Origin of the sequence: Kineococcus sp. TRM81007, from assembly GCF_022669155.1 — a bacterium.
GTDB lineage: Bacteria > Actinomycetota > Actinomycetes > Actinomycetales > Kineococcaceae > Kineococcus.
On record NZ_JALBVB010000041.1, the window covers coordinates 25293 to 39252 of the forward strand.

General features: G+C 66.0%; 11 protein-coding genes and 2 pseudogenes. 8 read left to right on the plus strand and 5 right to left on the minus strand.

Annotated elements, in window-relative coordinates:
- Nucleotides 1–101 precede the first annotated feature (101 nt).
- Nucleotides 102–2303 (minus strand): hypothetical protein, encoded by a 2202-nt coding sequence (locus MN205_RS06265; RefSeq protein ID WP_242125384.1) that lies wholly within the window; start codon nucleotides 2301–2303, stop codon nucleotides 102–104.
- Nucleotides 2304–2493: 190 nt separating this feature from the next.
- Between MN205_RS06265 and MN205_RS22300 the strand changes: the two are divergent.
- Nucleotides 2494–3340: pseudogene (locus tag MN205_RS22300) on the plus strand (transposase family protein); the annotation flags it as partial.
- A gap of 150 nt (nucleotides 3341–3490) precedes the next feature.
- On the opposite strand, the gene MN205_RS06275 reads toward MN205_RS22300, so the two are convergent.
- Together MN205_RS06275 and MN205_RS06280 are read right to left on the minus strand one after the other, a co-directional pair.
- Nucleotides 3491–5047 (minus strand): DUF262 domain-containing protein, encoded by a 1557-nt coding sequence (locus MN205_RS06275; protein ID WP_242125389.1) that lies wholly within the window; start codon nucleotides 5045–5047, stop codon nucleotides 3491–3493.
- Entirely contained in the window at nucleotides 5034–5945 is a 912-nt protein-coding gene (locus MN205_RS06280; RefSeq protein ID WP_242125391.1) for a hypothetical protein, read from the minus strand. The genes MN205_RS06275 and MN205_RS06280 overlap by 14 nt, the downstream gene beginning before the upstream one ends.
- A 262-nt stretch (nucleotides 5946–6207) precedes the next feature.
- Here MN205_RS06280 and MN205_RS06285 point away from each other — a divergent pair, with 262 nt between their 5' ends.
- From MN205_RS06285 to MN205_RS06315, 7 genes and pseudogenes are all read left to right on the plus strand, one after another.
- The gene (locus MN205_RS06285) at nucleotides 6208–6672 is read left to right on the plus strand and encodes a restriction endonuclease (RefSeq protein ID WP_242125393.1); all 465 of its coding nucleotides are present in this window, start codon (nucleotides 6208–6210) and stop codon (nucleotides 6670–6672) included.
- Between the two features lie 216 nt (nucleotides 6673–6888).
- Nucleotides 6889–7221, plus strand: a complete 333-nt coding sequence (locus MN205_RS06290) for a hypothetical protein (RefSeq protein WP_242125395.1) — start codon at nucleotides 6889–6891, stop codon at nucleotides 7219–7221.
- Nucleotides 7222–7557: 336 nt separating this feature from the next.
- Nucleotides 7558–8715 (plus strand): DUF1524 domain-containing protein, encoded by a 1158-nt coding sequence (locus tag MN205_RS06295; RefSeq protein WP_242125397.1) that lies wholly within the window; start codon nucleotides 7558–7560, stop codon nucleotides 8713–8715.
- 219 nt (nucleotides 8716–8934) lie between these two features.
- Entirely contained in the window at nucleotides 8935–9225 is a 291-nt protein-coding gene (locus tag MN205_RS06300) for a hypothetical protein (protein WP_242125399.1), read from the plus strand.
- The gene (locus MN205_RS06305; protein WP_242125401.1) at nucleotides 9222–9662 is read left to right on the plus strand and encodes an excalibur calcium-binding domain-containing protein; all 441 of its coding nucleotides are present in this window, start codon (nucleotides 9222–9224) and stop codon (nucleotides 9660–9662) included. The genes MN205_RS06300 and MN205_RS06305 overlap by 4 nt, the downstream gene beginning before the upstream one ends.
- A 244-nt stretch (nucleotides 9663–9906) precedes the next feature.
- Nucleotides 9907–10146: pseudogene (locus MN205_RS06310) on the plus strand (transposase); the annotation flags it as partial.
- A gap of 218 nt (nucleotides 10147–10364) precedes the next feature.
- The gene (locus MN205_RS06315) at nucleotides 10365–11594 is read left to right on the plus strand and encodes a competence protein CoiA family protein (RefSeq protein ID WP_242125404.1); all 1230 of its coding nucleotides are present in this window, start codon (nucleotides 10365–10367) and stop codon (nucleotides 11592–11594) included.
- 835 nt (nucleotides 11595–12429) lie between these two features.
- Here MN205_RS06315 and MN205_RS06320 read toward each other — a convergent pair.
- Nucleotides 12430–13458: a hypothetical protein gene (locus MN205_RS06320; protein WP_242125406.1), complete on the minus strand. Its 1029-nt coding sequence runs from the start codon at nucleotides 13456–13458 to the stop codon at nucleotides 12430–12432.
- The gene (locus tag MN205_RS06325) at nucleotides 13455–13757 is read right to left on the minus strand and encodes a hypothetical protein (RefSeq protein WP_242125408.1); all 303 of its coding nucleotides are present in this window, start codon (nucleotides 13755–13757) and stop codon (nucleotides 13455–13457) included. The genes MN205_RS06320 and MN205_RS06325 overlap by 4 nt, the downstream gene beginning before the upstream one ends.
- Between the last annotated feature and the right edge of the window lie 203 nt (nucleotides 13758–13960).

The window sequence follows — 13960 nt, forward strand, 5'->3', positions numbered from 1 at the left end:
CGGCAAGGTCACCAAGTGGCATGTATCGCCACCGATGCAGCAGCAACCAACGCGTGCTGAACGTAAGGAATGCGGGCGCAGGGCGACTCGTTGATCTTGCGTTAGCCATCCTTTGCGTTAACGCGCCCATTGACAAGCAGTTCGGACAAGGCATACTGCATTTCAGGCGTCAGTTCGGGAATTTTTAGACTGACCACATCGACGCCCGCAAATGCCACATCAGGGCGTCCATGTACGCGAATGGTCACGGATCCTCTGCCTCCGGGCTGGCTGATCGCTACAATGCACTGGCGCTTAGAAATCTCCAGGGCGGCATCGAGCTTCTTGTCGGTAGTCCGTGCGGCAGCCAGGCGACTGTCACTGAAGTCCAGATAGAGCAGGGATGCGCCGACCCATAGCAACCTCAAAGTATGTCCAGAATTTTTGGTCACCTCGGCATCCAACTCGTCGAGCGTGGCGCTCAGTCTGCCTTCCCAATCTGCATCTCGAGAGAGAAGAATCGCCATTGCCGTTGTCCAGTGTTTGCGCTGCGAGGCGTTAATGTCGTTGATTAGGGCCCTTAGGCGTTGGGGCATGCGGAGAGCTGGGGGTGGCTCCTCGATCCCTTGGGATCTCTTCTCTCGCCATACATAAATCGACTGAAACTTCGATTCCACTGGCTTCTTTGGGTCGCTCTTTCGCCACTCGAGCCCGAAGTTTTGAGCAGTCTCTAGAGTCGCGGTCGACTGCCCTAGTCGTGAGCTCAAATATATGCTGAGAAGCCCAGCTTCGTCCTCCCAGAAGATGCTCCCGGTGCGGGCCCAGTACTGTCTTTGCAAGAAATAGTTCTGCAAGTAGGGGCCCCTCAATACCTGACATACGGTCAGCAAGTCCGTCAAGCCGAAAGAGATGGGAGTCGCGGCATCACTTCGCATCGGACGCCCCCGCAGCCTGCCGAGCATGGAGGGGAAACTACTCATCACCCCCAGATCATCAAGAGTCACGACGGCTTGAACAGTTAAAGGTGCATTTAGGGCGGCGGCCAATGATCTACGCTCCTGGCGACTGAGCGGATTATTTTCCTTGTCGCGGAACTCAATACCATGCGAGCCATGGCTTTTCCAAGCCTCGGCGAAGCGCTGTAGCTGAGAGCTTGGTTTCCGTGCTAGCTCATCCAGCGAGTTGCTGACGGATTTTTGATCCGTCATCGAAAATACTCCCGACTTGCATTCCGCGACAAGCAAGAAGTCATCTACATGGGCAATTACATCGAGCTCGCCAAGTCTGAGCCCGCTGCTAAGGTCGTGATAACTGATTCCGGCCCATATCTTCGACTGTCTTCCTAGTCCATCCTTCAAATAGGCGCTGACCGCCGCTTCGAGAGAGCTCGCTCGCTCTTCGAGAATTAAAGGACCTCGAGAGTCCGACTTGGCTGCATCCTTAATGGTCGCTGCTATGAGGCACTCCAGTGCATACGGCAACATATAAGGCCCGAAGCAGTACCACTCTCCCGATGCCTGATCGTGACGCATGGGCAACAAGACTTGCTGAGTTAAGTGATACGGATCTGTCAAGTATTCTAGGGTTAGGTCAATGGGTTCCTTCAGGATTGGTTCAGATAGGGCGTAGAGGAGATTCTCAATCTGCCCCATGTGAAGCGCGTAGTCACCTCCGTGAGCCATTCTCAGTGCATACGTGGTCATCTGGTGGACTTGTTGTAAGTTCACCTTGAAGGAGTCTTGAGCGTTGGTTTTATCCTCGGTCGAGGGCCCATAGAGGACCGCCGCCGCCACGGCTTCGATAATTCTGATCGCAACAACCGAAGTTACCCCGAGACAATCCTCGATCAGGTACTCGCTTGCTGTGATCTCGGAGGCCAACTGGTTCGGATGTGTAAAGAAGTGAGCGCCGTATCCTAGGCGCACACCAATTGAGTCAAATAGGTCATTTATGCTCCGAGGCACCACAGTGGTTGGGCCGATGAACTTGTGCAGGGCGTCCGCTGTGGCCGATTCGCCCACGAGATGCAGGTCAACGCGGCGTATGGCGTCGCTCACGAATGCTAGGCCCTCGAGAACCGTTGCGGCTTGCTTGGCCCGTCCAGGCTCCGAAGGAGCGGCTAGTCGTCGAACTCCACTTGATACGAGCCGCATAGCCATGAAGCTCGCCGACACGTGCGGCCCTTGGATATTGGCGGCAACATCGAATGGATTTACGTCTGAAAAATCCTCAACGAGCTCCCTGAACAGTCTCTTCTGCTCGATGACGAGATTGCGACGCAACTGCCCAAGCTCCGCGCGGCTCAAGGTCGGGGCATCCGTCATGGTCTGATGATGGCGCATCGACACTTGAGCTCCACGGAGACCCCAACTGAGCCGTGCACTCTGCGGCTCACCTCCTTCCCATTAGTGAGGTTTTCTCATCAGCTTCTTGACCGCTGACGGCGGCGGTGAGGTGTGGGCGCAGGTCAGAGCGGTGCCAAGGGTGTGGAAGTGGGCTCCCAGGCGGAAGTGGATCTCGCCAAAGCCCCACCCTTCTCGACCCCGGGAGCCCGCCGTCTCTCGTCGTGCCCGCCTCGACGTTCCCGCGCCCACCCTGCGCACGGTGACCGGCTGGATCGCCGCCGCCCGCCACGGACGAGACCGACGGCCCTGGCAGCGCGCTGCCACGGTGCACCAGCCGTGCTGCTGGTGCTGCGCTGGCTGCGCCACCGCGCCGGCTCGGCCGATCTCGCCCACGACGCGCACGTCTGCATCGCCACGGCGTACCGCTACCTGCACGAGGGCCTCGACGTGATCGCCGCTCACGCCCCGAAGCTGCACGACGTCCTCCTCGCGGCGCGGCAGACGTACATGACCCACATCTGCCTGGACGGCACCCTCATCCCCACTGACCGGGTCGCCGCCCGCACCGAACGTGGCAACGACTCCTGACACTCGGGCAAACACCACCGCCACGGCGGCAACGTCCAGGTCCTCGCCGACCCGGCCGGGCACCCCCTGTGGATCTCCGCTGTCCGTCCCGGCGCCCGCCATGACCTAGCCCGCGCCCGCGAACTCGTCCTGCCCGCGCTTTACCCCTTCTGCCGGCTGGGACCCGACCGGCACAGCCTCCTGCCGGCCCTCGCGGACAAGGGATACATCGGTGCCGGGATCGGTGTCCGGGTGCCCTACCGGCGCCTGGCCGGCGGCCAACGCTTGGACCGCACCGCCCGGATCTACAACCGCTGCCACGCCGACTGCGGGCGCCCGCGGAGCGGGCCATCTGCCTGCTGGTCCACTGGAGGGCCCTGGAGCACGTCACGCTCGACCCGGCCGCCCTTACCAAGATCGCAGCCGCCGCGCTCGTCCTCACCCGCCTTGTCCTCACCCGCCTTCAGCTACCAACCCGGGGAGAAAACCTCACTGTGGCACCACGGGGGAGTGAGCCAATCCTGTGCGCTCCTCGGCGACTCTACCGGCACGAAAGATGCCCCTCGTGGAAAAGGAAGCGAGCGTGTGCCGGTCCAACGTTAAAGCGCTCGGCTACTGAGTTCCGGGACCTGCCTAGTCAACAGCGCAACGGAGCGACGCCAAAGCAGAAATGCCGGAGACTCATCCAGTGCTGCGCCTAGTCCCTGCGACTCCCACACCTCAGATGCTTGACTCGTCCGATCGTTGCACAGGTCGAACAATTCGCTAAGGCTCATGCTCCTACGTAGCACTCGCCATTCGTCGGCGTCCGCCGAGCTCAGCAGGACAAGGTTGGCAAGGAGGCCAGCTCTTGAGGGCGCTTCGCTCGTCAAGCCCGTTAGCTCACTTCGACTGAAGAGCAAGCCGTGTAGCGCGTCTGCTTCCATCAGGGAATCACCGGACAGCAGCGAGCGCGCACCTGCATTGCGCAATAGCAGATCGAAGCCGGTCGCAACAGCAGAGCCAGCGCGACGACTTCTTTTCACGAAGAGGTCGGGCTCAATGACCTTTCGCACCTCAAGAGTCGGAGCATAGTTGCCGGCGCGCATCTCTCGTACAAGGCGAGTGACGTAGGATTCGGGCTTGCTCTGGTGCTCCTCGGCGAAGGTCGATCGCCAGAACCATTCCTCTAGCTCTTGGTCAGTAACTGGCGATTGGTACAGCTTCAGCGAGAAGAGCAACAGTCGCTGAACGTCATACGGGACCTCGCGCATGCCGCGGACTTGTAGGCGTGCCAGGAAGTCCGCCACCCTATCGAGTGCAGACTGCATTTCGGAAATTTCTCGCGTGAGTCCATCCGGCCTATTCGACAGTGTTTTTAGCTGCCGAACGTCGCGAGCGTCCAGTGACAACCCTGCTGCGATCGAAAGGCATCGTACTAGGAAGTCTTCCGTAATTCCTTCAAGCGGTGTTCCTTGGTACCTCTCCGCGAAGACGTCGAAGGTTTCTTCCAAGTCGAAGCTGGACTGCCATGTCAGGGCCCGCACGAAGTCGACTGACGACAGTGGGGTTCCGCTACTGTTGACTCTGCGAAAGACCTCCACGACGTCCTCTAGCACCGCATTTGAAATTGCGATGATAGGAATTTGGTAGTCCTGGAAGGTGGAATACAACTCCAGGGCTCGCGGCAGGAGCTCCTCGCCATCTTCTAGGTCGGCAATAGCTGCTTGGACATCCAAAAACCGCCGACTATCGAACAGTGAATCCATGGGGATCTGCCACGGATCTGCCAGTGCGCTGGGTCCGTGCAAGAAGGTCCCGGAGCGTGCGTCGAAGACGACTTGATATATCGGATTTGCCTCCGCATTTCGAAGACAGCCGTAGAGGCTCGATAGCCTCTGTGCTCCGTCGAGGACAACTTCAAAGGTTGCGACCGAATCGTCTGCAACAGGAAAAGGATCGTGTCGAAAACCCGAAAAATAGTTGTCGCCAGCTTCGACTCGCCAGGTCAGAATACTGCCTATGGGGTATCCCCTCTGGATGCTGCCCAGCAGCTCGATGACGTCTCGCTCATCCCAGACGAAGTGACGTTGAAAACGCGGAATCCTGAGTGCAGTTCGAGCGATTTGGCGGAGTACGATATTCAGGTACTGTGCCCGCGGCTCAGGATTGTCCATTTTCGTAACCCTTCAATCCCAGAAGCCGATTCTTGAGGTCCACGATGGAGGACTCGACGAAGTGGCCGGCGTGCCCGATGTAGGATGCTAAGAAATCCGGTGATTCAAACTGCCAAGCCAATTTGCGCTTTGCTACGGACTCAAGCTGCCCCGTCCTCTTCTTCTCATAAAGCAGGTGAGTCAGCTCGCCCAAGGTGTCCTGTGCTTTAGTTAGCACCTTTACTTCGAGTGCCACAGTCGTTTCCTGCCCGTCGTAACCAGGAACGGGTATTAGGATATAATGGTGACGCGCATGGTACCCCGAGTCTTTCGCATGGAAGCGAATAAAGCGTGGCAGTCCACACTCATTCGTCGCCGCAGATATGCGTTCGCTGACGTCGACGACTCCGTCCGCGAATGGAACGACGAATTTTGTGCGAATCAGATCGTCGGCGACTTCATGGGCGCACTCAGGAGTGATCCATCGTTGCATTGACGCAGGCTTCTTCTGTGCCGATTCCATGATGGTGGGTACGAGTGGCGGCTGCGAGTACTGTGCATTCTCTTCGATGTTAATGCGATAGAGCTTGTCGATCACGGAAGGCCACGTCTTCGGAACTATTCGGAAGCTCTGCTCCCCGTTGGCCCATGCCTCGACGCTGCTTATGCTTCCGACTATGCGCTCGCTCGAGAGCTTCGCGTGGATGTCCAATAGGGCGTCAAAGAACTTAGACTCTTGTACCCCCGACTCGACGCCCGTCATGAACGTTCGGTATCGGCTCTCCGAGCGGGCGAAGTCTGTTCCTGTCACTCGCCTCAGTTCCGTCAGCATGCTTTGATAGCCAGCTTGACCGACGACCGTCTCCGACGTAATGGCCGTGGCTTCGTCGGCGTCATCGCTGTCGGGGACGCTGCTCATTGCCAGCAGTCTGCCCTGCTACAGGTCACCTGTCAGCCAAACGGGATGGCCGACGTTGCCGACCGTGGTGGCGTCGTCGGGCGCATCCGGGCCGCGCTAACGCCCTCGTCTGGCCCTGAGGTCGTGAAGCTGGAGCTCGGCGGGAACCGCATCGCCTCCGTGGGTGTGAGCTGGTGCAGATGTGGCAGGTTCAACAGCGGCGGATGGCGGCTGGTCACAGGACGTGGCACGCACGGAGCACTCCGGCGGTAGTTACGACGCGGTGAAGTTCGCCGTCGCCCTGTTCACCGTCCTCGCCTTGTCCGGCACCGCTGGAGCGGTCCGCGCCTGGCTGGCGATCTGGAGTCTCCTGCTGACCCTGGCCGGTGCGTTACTCGTCGTGGTGCTGACCTGGCGGGTCGTGGCACTGCGCCGGAGCACTCGCCGGCTCGCAGCGCACCAGGACGCGCTGGACCGCCAACTTGCCACTACCGACGGCATAAGCGGGCTTGACTTCGAGCAGGTGGTGGCCCGGTTGCTGCATCGCGACGGGTGGCACCAGGTCAGCGACAACGCTGGAGCCGGTGACCTCGGCGTCGACGTCAGCGCTCGCCACCCCGTTGATCACGCCCTGTATGTCACCATCAGCTCCTACTCCCGCCCCGCGCAGGCTCTGGCCGCCAGCAGCGGCGCGTGCACCTGCTCGACCGCCGGGACCTGGCGGCCTGGATGGCCGGTAAGCCACTGACGGTAGGTACCAACGGCAGGTCCACGGCGCCTCGCTGATGTCATGTGGCGACACGGTCGTGACGACCGCGTTAGGTACTGACGCCGCGACACGGTGGCAATCTCATCTGGGGCCTTACAGGCGGCAGGAGCAGATGCCGATGTTCTGGCGGTGATCCCCGACCAGGCCCTCGCACCAGTCCCTGCGCAGGGCGCCCAGGAGGTCCCGACGGAGCCGGTGGCGCGGCTGCTGCCGAGCGAGGCGCGCGACATGGTGCCCTCAGCGGTGCGCTGGGCCCAGGCCGTGCACACCGCGGTAGGAGCGGTGCCGCGGCAGGTGATGCTGCGCCCGGCACGCGAATCGATGAGCGCGATCGTCTGGGCGCTGGCCGCGGCGGCGGACTTCGAGGACCGCATCCCGCCGACCTTCACCGCCGCGGTGCTGGCCCGCGAGGCGGGTGTGGGGGCGAGGGTGTGGCAAAAGCGCACCGCATGGCTGCGCGAGCACGGCTGGCTCGAGCACGACGGCGACCACGCCTGGTCCGGATGGCGGCTGCGGATGCCGGCATGAGCACCCACGACGTCAGGAGCACCCACACCGTGACGTCCGAGAGCGGGGGATGGTGAGGCGGGCATGAGGCGCGGGCACGAGCACCCCGAGGGCCGCCGGCCCTTCACCCTGGAGCAGACCCACGCCTTCCCACATCAGGTGTGCCCCACCTGCGGGCAGTGCAGCGAGTGGTGGACCTGGTGGCGCCACCAGGGCGACGGCGCCTGGTACCTGGCGGTGGGGCACTGCCCGCAGTGCGACCGTACGAGCACAGAGCCGGAGGACCGGACACCCGGGTAGAGCGCATCCCTGGACGCGTTCGGCCCGTGCAGGATCGAGTGGCAGGAGCCAGCCCGCATGAAGCCCAGCAGCCCGCTCCACGGGCCGGACACCGGGCGCGAGGCCGCCATGGCCACCGCGCGACCGGCCACGGCCCGGTCGGCCACGGTGCGACCGGCCACGCTGCGATCGGCTGCAGCCGGCAGGCGGTGGCACCGGGCCGGGCGGGCACTGCTCAGCACGGCCGCTCTCACGCTCGTGGTGGCCTGTGCACCCGCCCCGGAGCAGCCGCAGGAAGCCGCGGGCGCGAGCACCTCGAGCACTTCCGCGTCCCCGGCACCGGCGGCATCGACGGCGACGACACCGTCCGCCTCGCCCAGCACCGCGCCCCCTGCACAGACGAACACTGCGGAGGACGGCACCGCGCTGGCGGGTACGGCCCTGGCGCTGCTGGACACGCTGCAGGTCAAGGGCCGCGCCCCGAAGACCGGCTACTCGCGCGAGGCCTTCGGCGACGGCTGGGTCGACACCGACCACAACGGCTGCGACACGAGGAACGACGTCCTGGCCCGCGACCTGGACGCCGAGACGTTCAAGCCCGGCACCCGCGACTGCGTCGTGGCCACCGGCACCCTGGCCGACCCCTACAGCGGCACCACCATCGCCTTCACCCGCGGGCAGGACACCTCCTCCGACGTGCAGATCGACCACGTCGTGGCCCTCTCGGACGCCTGGCAGAAGGGCGCGCAGCAGTGGGACGACGCCACGCGGGTCGCCTTCGCCAACGACGGCCTGGAGTTGCTGGCCGTGGACGGGCCACTGAACGGACAGAAGGGCGATGGGGACGCGGCCACCTGGCTGCCGCCGAACCGTGCTTACCGGTGCAGCTACGTGGCGAGGCAGGTGGCCATCAAGGCCACCTGGGGCCTGTGGGTCACTGCTGCGGAGAAGGACGCCATCGCCGCCGTCCTGGCCACCTGCCCGCAGCAGCCGGTGCCCACCACCGTCACCGCGCCCGCCCAGCCCACCGCCACTGCCACTGCCACTGCCACTGCCCAACCCTCCGCCGACGCGCAGCCCTCCGCCGACGTGCCCGAGCCGGCACCGGCTGACGAGGCCGTCTCCTACGCCAACTGCGACGCGGTGCGCGCTGCCGGTGCGGATCCGATCCGCACCGGTGAGCCCGGCTACAGCCGCCAGCTGGACCGCGACGGAGACGGCATCGGCTGCGAGTAGGACCGCGCGCTCACCTCGCGCTGGTGCGCTCAGCGAGGTGGGGCACGTGGTGGTGAGCGTGGCGATCAAGATCGCGCCGTGGTGGCGCGCCAGCGCGCACAGGGCGGTGCGGCGACTTCGCTGAAGTTGCCCCACCGCAACGGTGTGGCTGTGAGACTGCGGTGAGCACGAGCAGCACCGCCAGCAGCACGGCACGCGATCGAGACGCGATGGAGCGGCATGTCCCACCCAGCACCGCCCGCCCGACCCCGGCGGGCCGGGTTCGTCCTGGCCACCATCGCGGTGGGTCTGCTCGCGGCCCTGGTCGGCTGCACCGCCGGCTTCGCCGCCACCAGCCCTGATGCCGGTCCCACCCCGACCACCACGGTGACCGCCACGCCCTCGCCGGCGGCGACGGTGACGGTGACGGTGACGCCGCCGGCGGCCACGACCACCGTGCCGGCCCCACCCGTGGTGATCACCCCGCCGGTGCAGACCATCACCCCGCCGGCTGTGACGGTGACGCGATGACCCGCGCCCGCAAGCTCACCCTGGCCGGTGTCGGCGTCGGCTGCCTGGTCCTCTTCGGTGCCTGCGGCGCCGGCCTGGGCGCCCTGGGCGATGACGCGCCCACCCCGGCGGTCACGCGCACCGTGGCCGCCTCCCCGCTGCCGACGGTGACGAGCACCGCTGCTGCCGAGCCGGTGGTGATCACTGCACCGCCGGAAACGAGCACCGCACCGGCGCCGCCGCCGGTGACCGCCCCGGCGCCCACGGTCTACGTCGACGCTCCCGCCGCACCCGAAGCCGGCGGTGACTCCGGCAGCGGCTCAGGCTCCGGTGGTGGGGCGGTGTACTACGCCAACTGCACCGCGGTGCGTGCTGCTGGTGCGGACCCAATCCGGGCGGGGGATCCCGGCTACAGCAGCAAGCTCGACCGCGACGGCGACGGGATCGGCTGCGAGTAGACGGTGCGAAGCGCACGCCCATCGTTCTCGCCCGTGCGCACGCCGACAGCGCGGTGAACTCATGCGCGTCGCAGGGACGAGGAGTTGGTGGATCCACGAGGGCATCGATCAGAATCCGGAGCTTGACCCGGTTCCCCGGACAGGTTGATCATGATCCACTTCTCCGGACTCGCGTGTCGAGAGACGGCACCACTCGGACACCCGAGAAGATCACTCATGCCTAGGTCCTACCCGCCGGCATCAGGCGCTGGTGCTGCTCGCTGCCGGCCGCACCGTGAGCGACGTCGCTGAGTCGCTCGGCATCGCGCAGTCGTGTCTGTACCGCTGGCGCAGGCAGGACCTCATCGACCGCGGCCAGGTCGATGGTGTCATTGCCCAAGTGCGCTGCGAGGACCTCGGCGGTGCGCAAGACGAGCAGCGCGGGGTAGTGCTGGGCGTGTCCGAGGGCCTCGTTGAAGGTGCCAGTTGGCAGGGTGTGGACTGACAGGAGGCGTTGCAAGACGTCGATCCACACGTCGGGTGTGCTTCGGTGGAGAGCGCGGCAGGGGCCTTGGGTGCGCCGTCCGGGTGGTCCTGCCACCCGAGCGCCAAGCTTGTTGGGCTGGATGGGTGAGCGGCACCCCGATGGTGTCGTAGCCCGTCTCGAGCCTAGCTGGAGTGACGACTCAGACACCGCAGTTGGAGCACCCCTCGCACTTGAGGATGGCCGTCGTCGACGGCCCGGACGGCACGCTGGCCCGGCAAGCGCCGGCCGATCGGAACCTGGCGATCGAGCTGCGGCTGCAGCACGCGAACGGCTTCTGGTGCAGCACGCTCGCCGGGGGATGCGGCGGGACGCTGCTACTGGCCGCCGGTGCGGTGCTGCGGCCGCACTTCCGCCACCGCGGCGAGGTGGGCTCGTGCGCACTGGCGCGCGATCCAGCGCGAGCCGAGCGATCCTACGAGCACGTGCGCTACCAGCGGGTGCTGTTGGACTGGCTCACCGACCAGGGGCTAAGCGGGCGGGCCGAGCACACGATGGGTTCCGACGGCCGCGCGGACCTGCATGTGCTCGTCGACGGGGTGGCGCACAGCATCGAGGTCCAGCTGTCGCCGCTGAACGACCGCGCGTGGCTACAGCGCGACGAGAAGTACCGGCGGCGGGTGCGGCACGTGACGTGGCTGTACGGGCCGCTGGTGGATGCGGCCGCGGCGCGCGAGCAGGCGGTGCGCGGGATCGCGCTCCGCGTTCGCGGCGACGTCGAGAGCGGCGACGTCGAGATCGGCGTGCAAGGCCACACCGAGACGGCGTGGGCCCCGCTGTCGCAGTGCCGCCTGCCCGCTGACGGGTTCTGGACACCGCACCTGCTGGCCGCTCAGCGCGAGCACGAGCGGGTGCTGCGCCAGCGCGCCGAGCAGGTCGAGCACGAGGCGCGCGAGAGGCTCGAGTGCGAGCGAGCGGCACGGGTCCAGAGGGAGCGGGTAGCGCGCGAGCGGTCGGTGCGACGGCAGGCTGCTCTGGCGCGAGTCACCAGAGCAGCCCTGCCGCTGCGGCCGGTCCACGAGGTTGCTGTGATGCCACCGGACAACAACCTGGCCCGAGGCGGCTTGGCACAGCATGAGGGTGCCGGCGGATCCGCCTCGGCGGCCGCAGTCGTCGAAGCGGCCAGGTGGCCGAGGTCGACGGCAGAATGGCGAGAGCTGCACCCGGAGGCCGACGAGTGGAGCGCACGCCAGGACTGGAGTTGGCTGGCCGTGATCGGCGAGCCGTACCGCAAGGTGGTGCAGTTCCTGGCATACCTGACACAGCGGATCTACCTCAACGGGCCAACAGCGATGTTCGACCTGCCCGACACGTCAAATCTCGAGGAAGTGCTGGTTCTGATGCAACGAGCCGGGCTGATCCGACGCTTCGAGCGGGCCGGGGTCGAGCGGTGGGAGCGCGCAGGCTGACACGGTGCTGCATCGGCACCGGTGAATGCTGTTGACGGTGAGCACTGGTCCACGAGTATTCTGCCGTCGCGCCTACCGTCCGCAGCACACTACTGCGATGCTTCTGTGCTTGTGACATTTGGTGTCGTGGCGTTGTCCGTGGTCTCGGTGGGCAGCGCCGACCGGGTTGCCGGCACGAGCAATTCGTCATCCACGGTCGCCGCCCGAGCGGCACAGAATCTTCTTCTGTGCAGTAGACGTTAGCTCCCACGAAGACGCCGAGGTCGATGCGCCACCATTCGAAACTTGGAAGAGGGTCATGACCTGACCCCCGCCGGCCAGGCCCGATAAGTGCAGCCGTGCGTGTTCGTTAGCGCCGCTGACACTGAATGGGAGCCACGTTCCGTCCGGGGGAGGGGGCCGCCGAGGCAGGTGTCGCGATGCCCGCGCTGATGAGGCCGGTCACTAGCGCGGTCGCCAAGGTCGGGCGAGTTCTACCGCGTCCGGGGCGCTCGACCCGTTCGTGCGGGGAGTGCGGTCGGTGCGAGTAGGCGAACATTACGATGGTTCTTCTGCTGAGATTGGTGTGACGGAGGTAAGGTGAGGGGCGGGGTCGCGCACAGAGGCAGTGGGATGCGATACCCGTCAGCGGGTTGGCACGACGGGTGTCCGCCTCTGGTCGGGTCCGCGTCTGCTGACCTGCGCGATGGTCAGGGTTGTCGTTGACGCGGCCAGGATAGACAGGGCGCCTCTGAGCTGAGGCGCGTGCAGACCGCGGGCGATGTGCCAGAACTGTTGTCCGTTCGAGTGTTCCGGGATCGACGCGGTGACCCACGCGCCCGCGCGGACCTGCCGGTCAACGGCGCGGTGCAGCGCAGGCACCAGTGCGGTCACCTGCTGCGCCAGTCGCTCGATGTCCTGTCGGGTCGGCCTCGTGGTGGCGTGCAGGTGGCGCAGGCACTCCCCGGCCTGCAGCGCCGGGCGCGGGTCCGTCGGCGACATCGCGCGCAGGTTGCCGTCCTCGCGCCCCCCCCGTCTCGGCGAGCCGGTGGGCGTGGGTGGTCATGGTCTCGGCGGTGACGAGCAGGCGCGGATCGCCCGTGGCTCGAGCGCCGACGCGGGCGTGGTCGGCCAGGATCAGGCTCATCCGCATCTGCGCGGTCAGCAGCAGCGCGGTGTGCTGGGGGCTGATGGCGGCTCCGGCGTCGAGCTGCTCGCCGATGCGGCGCAAGCCGGCGCTCAAGCTCGCGCCGTCCGAGACGGGGACGACGTGGAGGTCCTCCAGCTTCGGCGCGGCGGCGGCTGACCAGGCGACCGTCGGCGTTGACCGCAGCAGCCGCTCGGCGTGGAAGGCGAGCCCGTCACCCCGGCCTGCGTCGAGCGCGTCGACGACGTCGTGCCGCCCGGCGCGCTGGGCAGCACGGTGCAGGTGCGGATCGAGGTGGACGACAGCGAGCACCATGACGGCGGCGTCGCCGGCCGCGGAGCGGCCGACCTCAACGCGGGGCAGCTGCGCCGCCGTGGACCAGTGGCGGTGGGCCTCGGTGGCGAGGGCGCCGATGGCCTCCCACGCCCGGGGCAGCGAACCCGGGCGCGAGGACGCATGCACGTCGAGCGGGCTCTGCCGGGGAGTCGGCCCCACCGTGCTGTGCAGCGCAATCTGCAGGCCCAGCTGAGGGCTGAACCTGCCCTCCCGCAGGGCGCGGCCCCGCGTCGGTGTCCTGCTGTTGGCGTCTTCCAGGATCTGGCAGGCCAACCCGAGGGTCGCGGCGCGTCCGTGCAGAGCGGCATCGACACCTCGGGATGTCGGTTCCACCGCCGTCGTCCGCAACGCCAGGTCGGCCAGCCGCGATGTCACCTCGGTCGCAGCGAGTTCGGCACTCACGCCCAAATCCCCTGCAACGGCGTCGTCAGCTCCTGTAGCGCCAGGACGGCTCGTCCACGCTCGACCGGGTCCGGGTGCTCAGTCAGCCGGACGACCGCCAGCAGGCAGGAGCGCAGCAGGTCGTGCTCGACGTCCCGGTCCGAGGGGCTTGCCGCGCGGGGCCGTGGCGGGTGCACGTCCTCCAGGTGGGACAGGGCCGCTGCGTACGTGAGGCGCTGCAGGGCGTCGGGGCACGTTTCGACCAGGTCGGTCAGGAGTGCGCGGGCGCGATCGACGTTCACGTCGGGGGAGTAGGGCATCTGCGGGGTCCTTCCTCGTCTCTCGGTGTGGGCGACGTCACGTTTCCGGACGACAGCGGGCGGTCGGTCGCCGTTCGTATCGCCTCGTCCGCGCAGGACCGGCACGTGCCGTCGGGTGTTCCTCGATCCGGTTCATCCACACGGCGCCGGAGCGGTCGCCGTCCACAGTTCTGCGTCCGGTTCGGTGCGCCGTGTGCTGGGCG

Bases quoted from the DNA above. Each gene is read 5' to 3' on its own strand.
- MN205_RS06280 (WP_242125391.1), bottom strand. From the start codon at position 5,945: ATGAGCAGCGTCCCCGACAGCGATGACGCCGACGAAGCCACGGCCATT.
- MN205_RS06295 (WP_242125397.1), top strand. From the start codon at position 7,558: ATGAAGCCCAGCAGCCCGCTCCACGGGCCGGACACCGGGCGCGAGGCC.
- MN205_RS06325 (WP_242125408.1), bottom strand. From the start codon at position 13,757: ATGCCCTACTCCCCCGACGTGAACGTCGATCGCGCCCGCGCACTCCTG.
- MN205_RS06265 (WP_242125384.1), bottom strand. From the start codon at position 2,303: ATGACGGATGCCCCGACCTTGAGCCGCGCGGAGCTTGGGCAGTTGCGT.
- MN205_RS06300 (WP_242125399.1), top strand. From the start codon at position 8,935: ATGTCCCACCCAGCACCGCCCGCCCGACCCCGGCGGGCCGGGTTCGTC.
- MN205_RS06275 (WP_242125389.1), bottom strand. From the start codon at position 5,047: ATGGACAATCCTGAGCCGCGGGCACAGTACCTGAATATCGTACTCCGC.
- MN205_RS06305 (WP_242125401.1), top strand. From the start codon at position 9,222: ATGACCCGCGCCCGCAAGCTCACCCTGGCCGGTGTCGGCGTCGGCTGC.
- MN205_RS06315 (WP_242125404.1), top strand. From the start codon at position 10,365: ATGGCCGTCGTCGACGGCCCGGACGGCACGCTGGCCCGGCAAGCGCCG.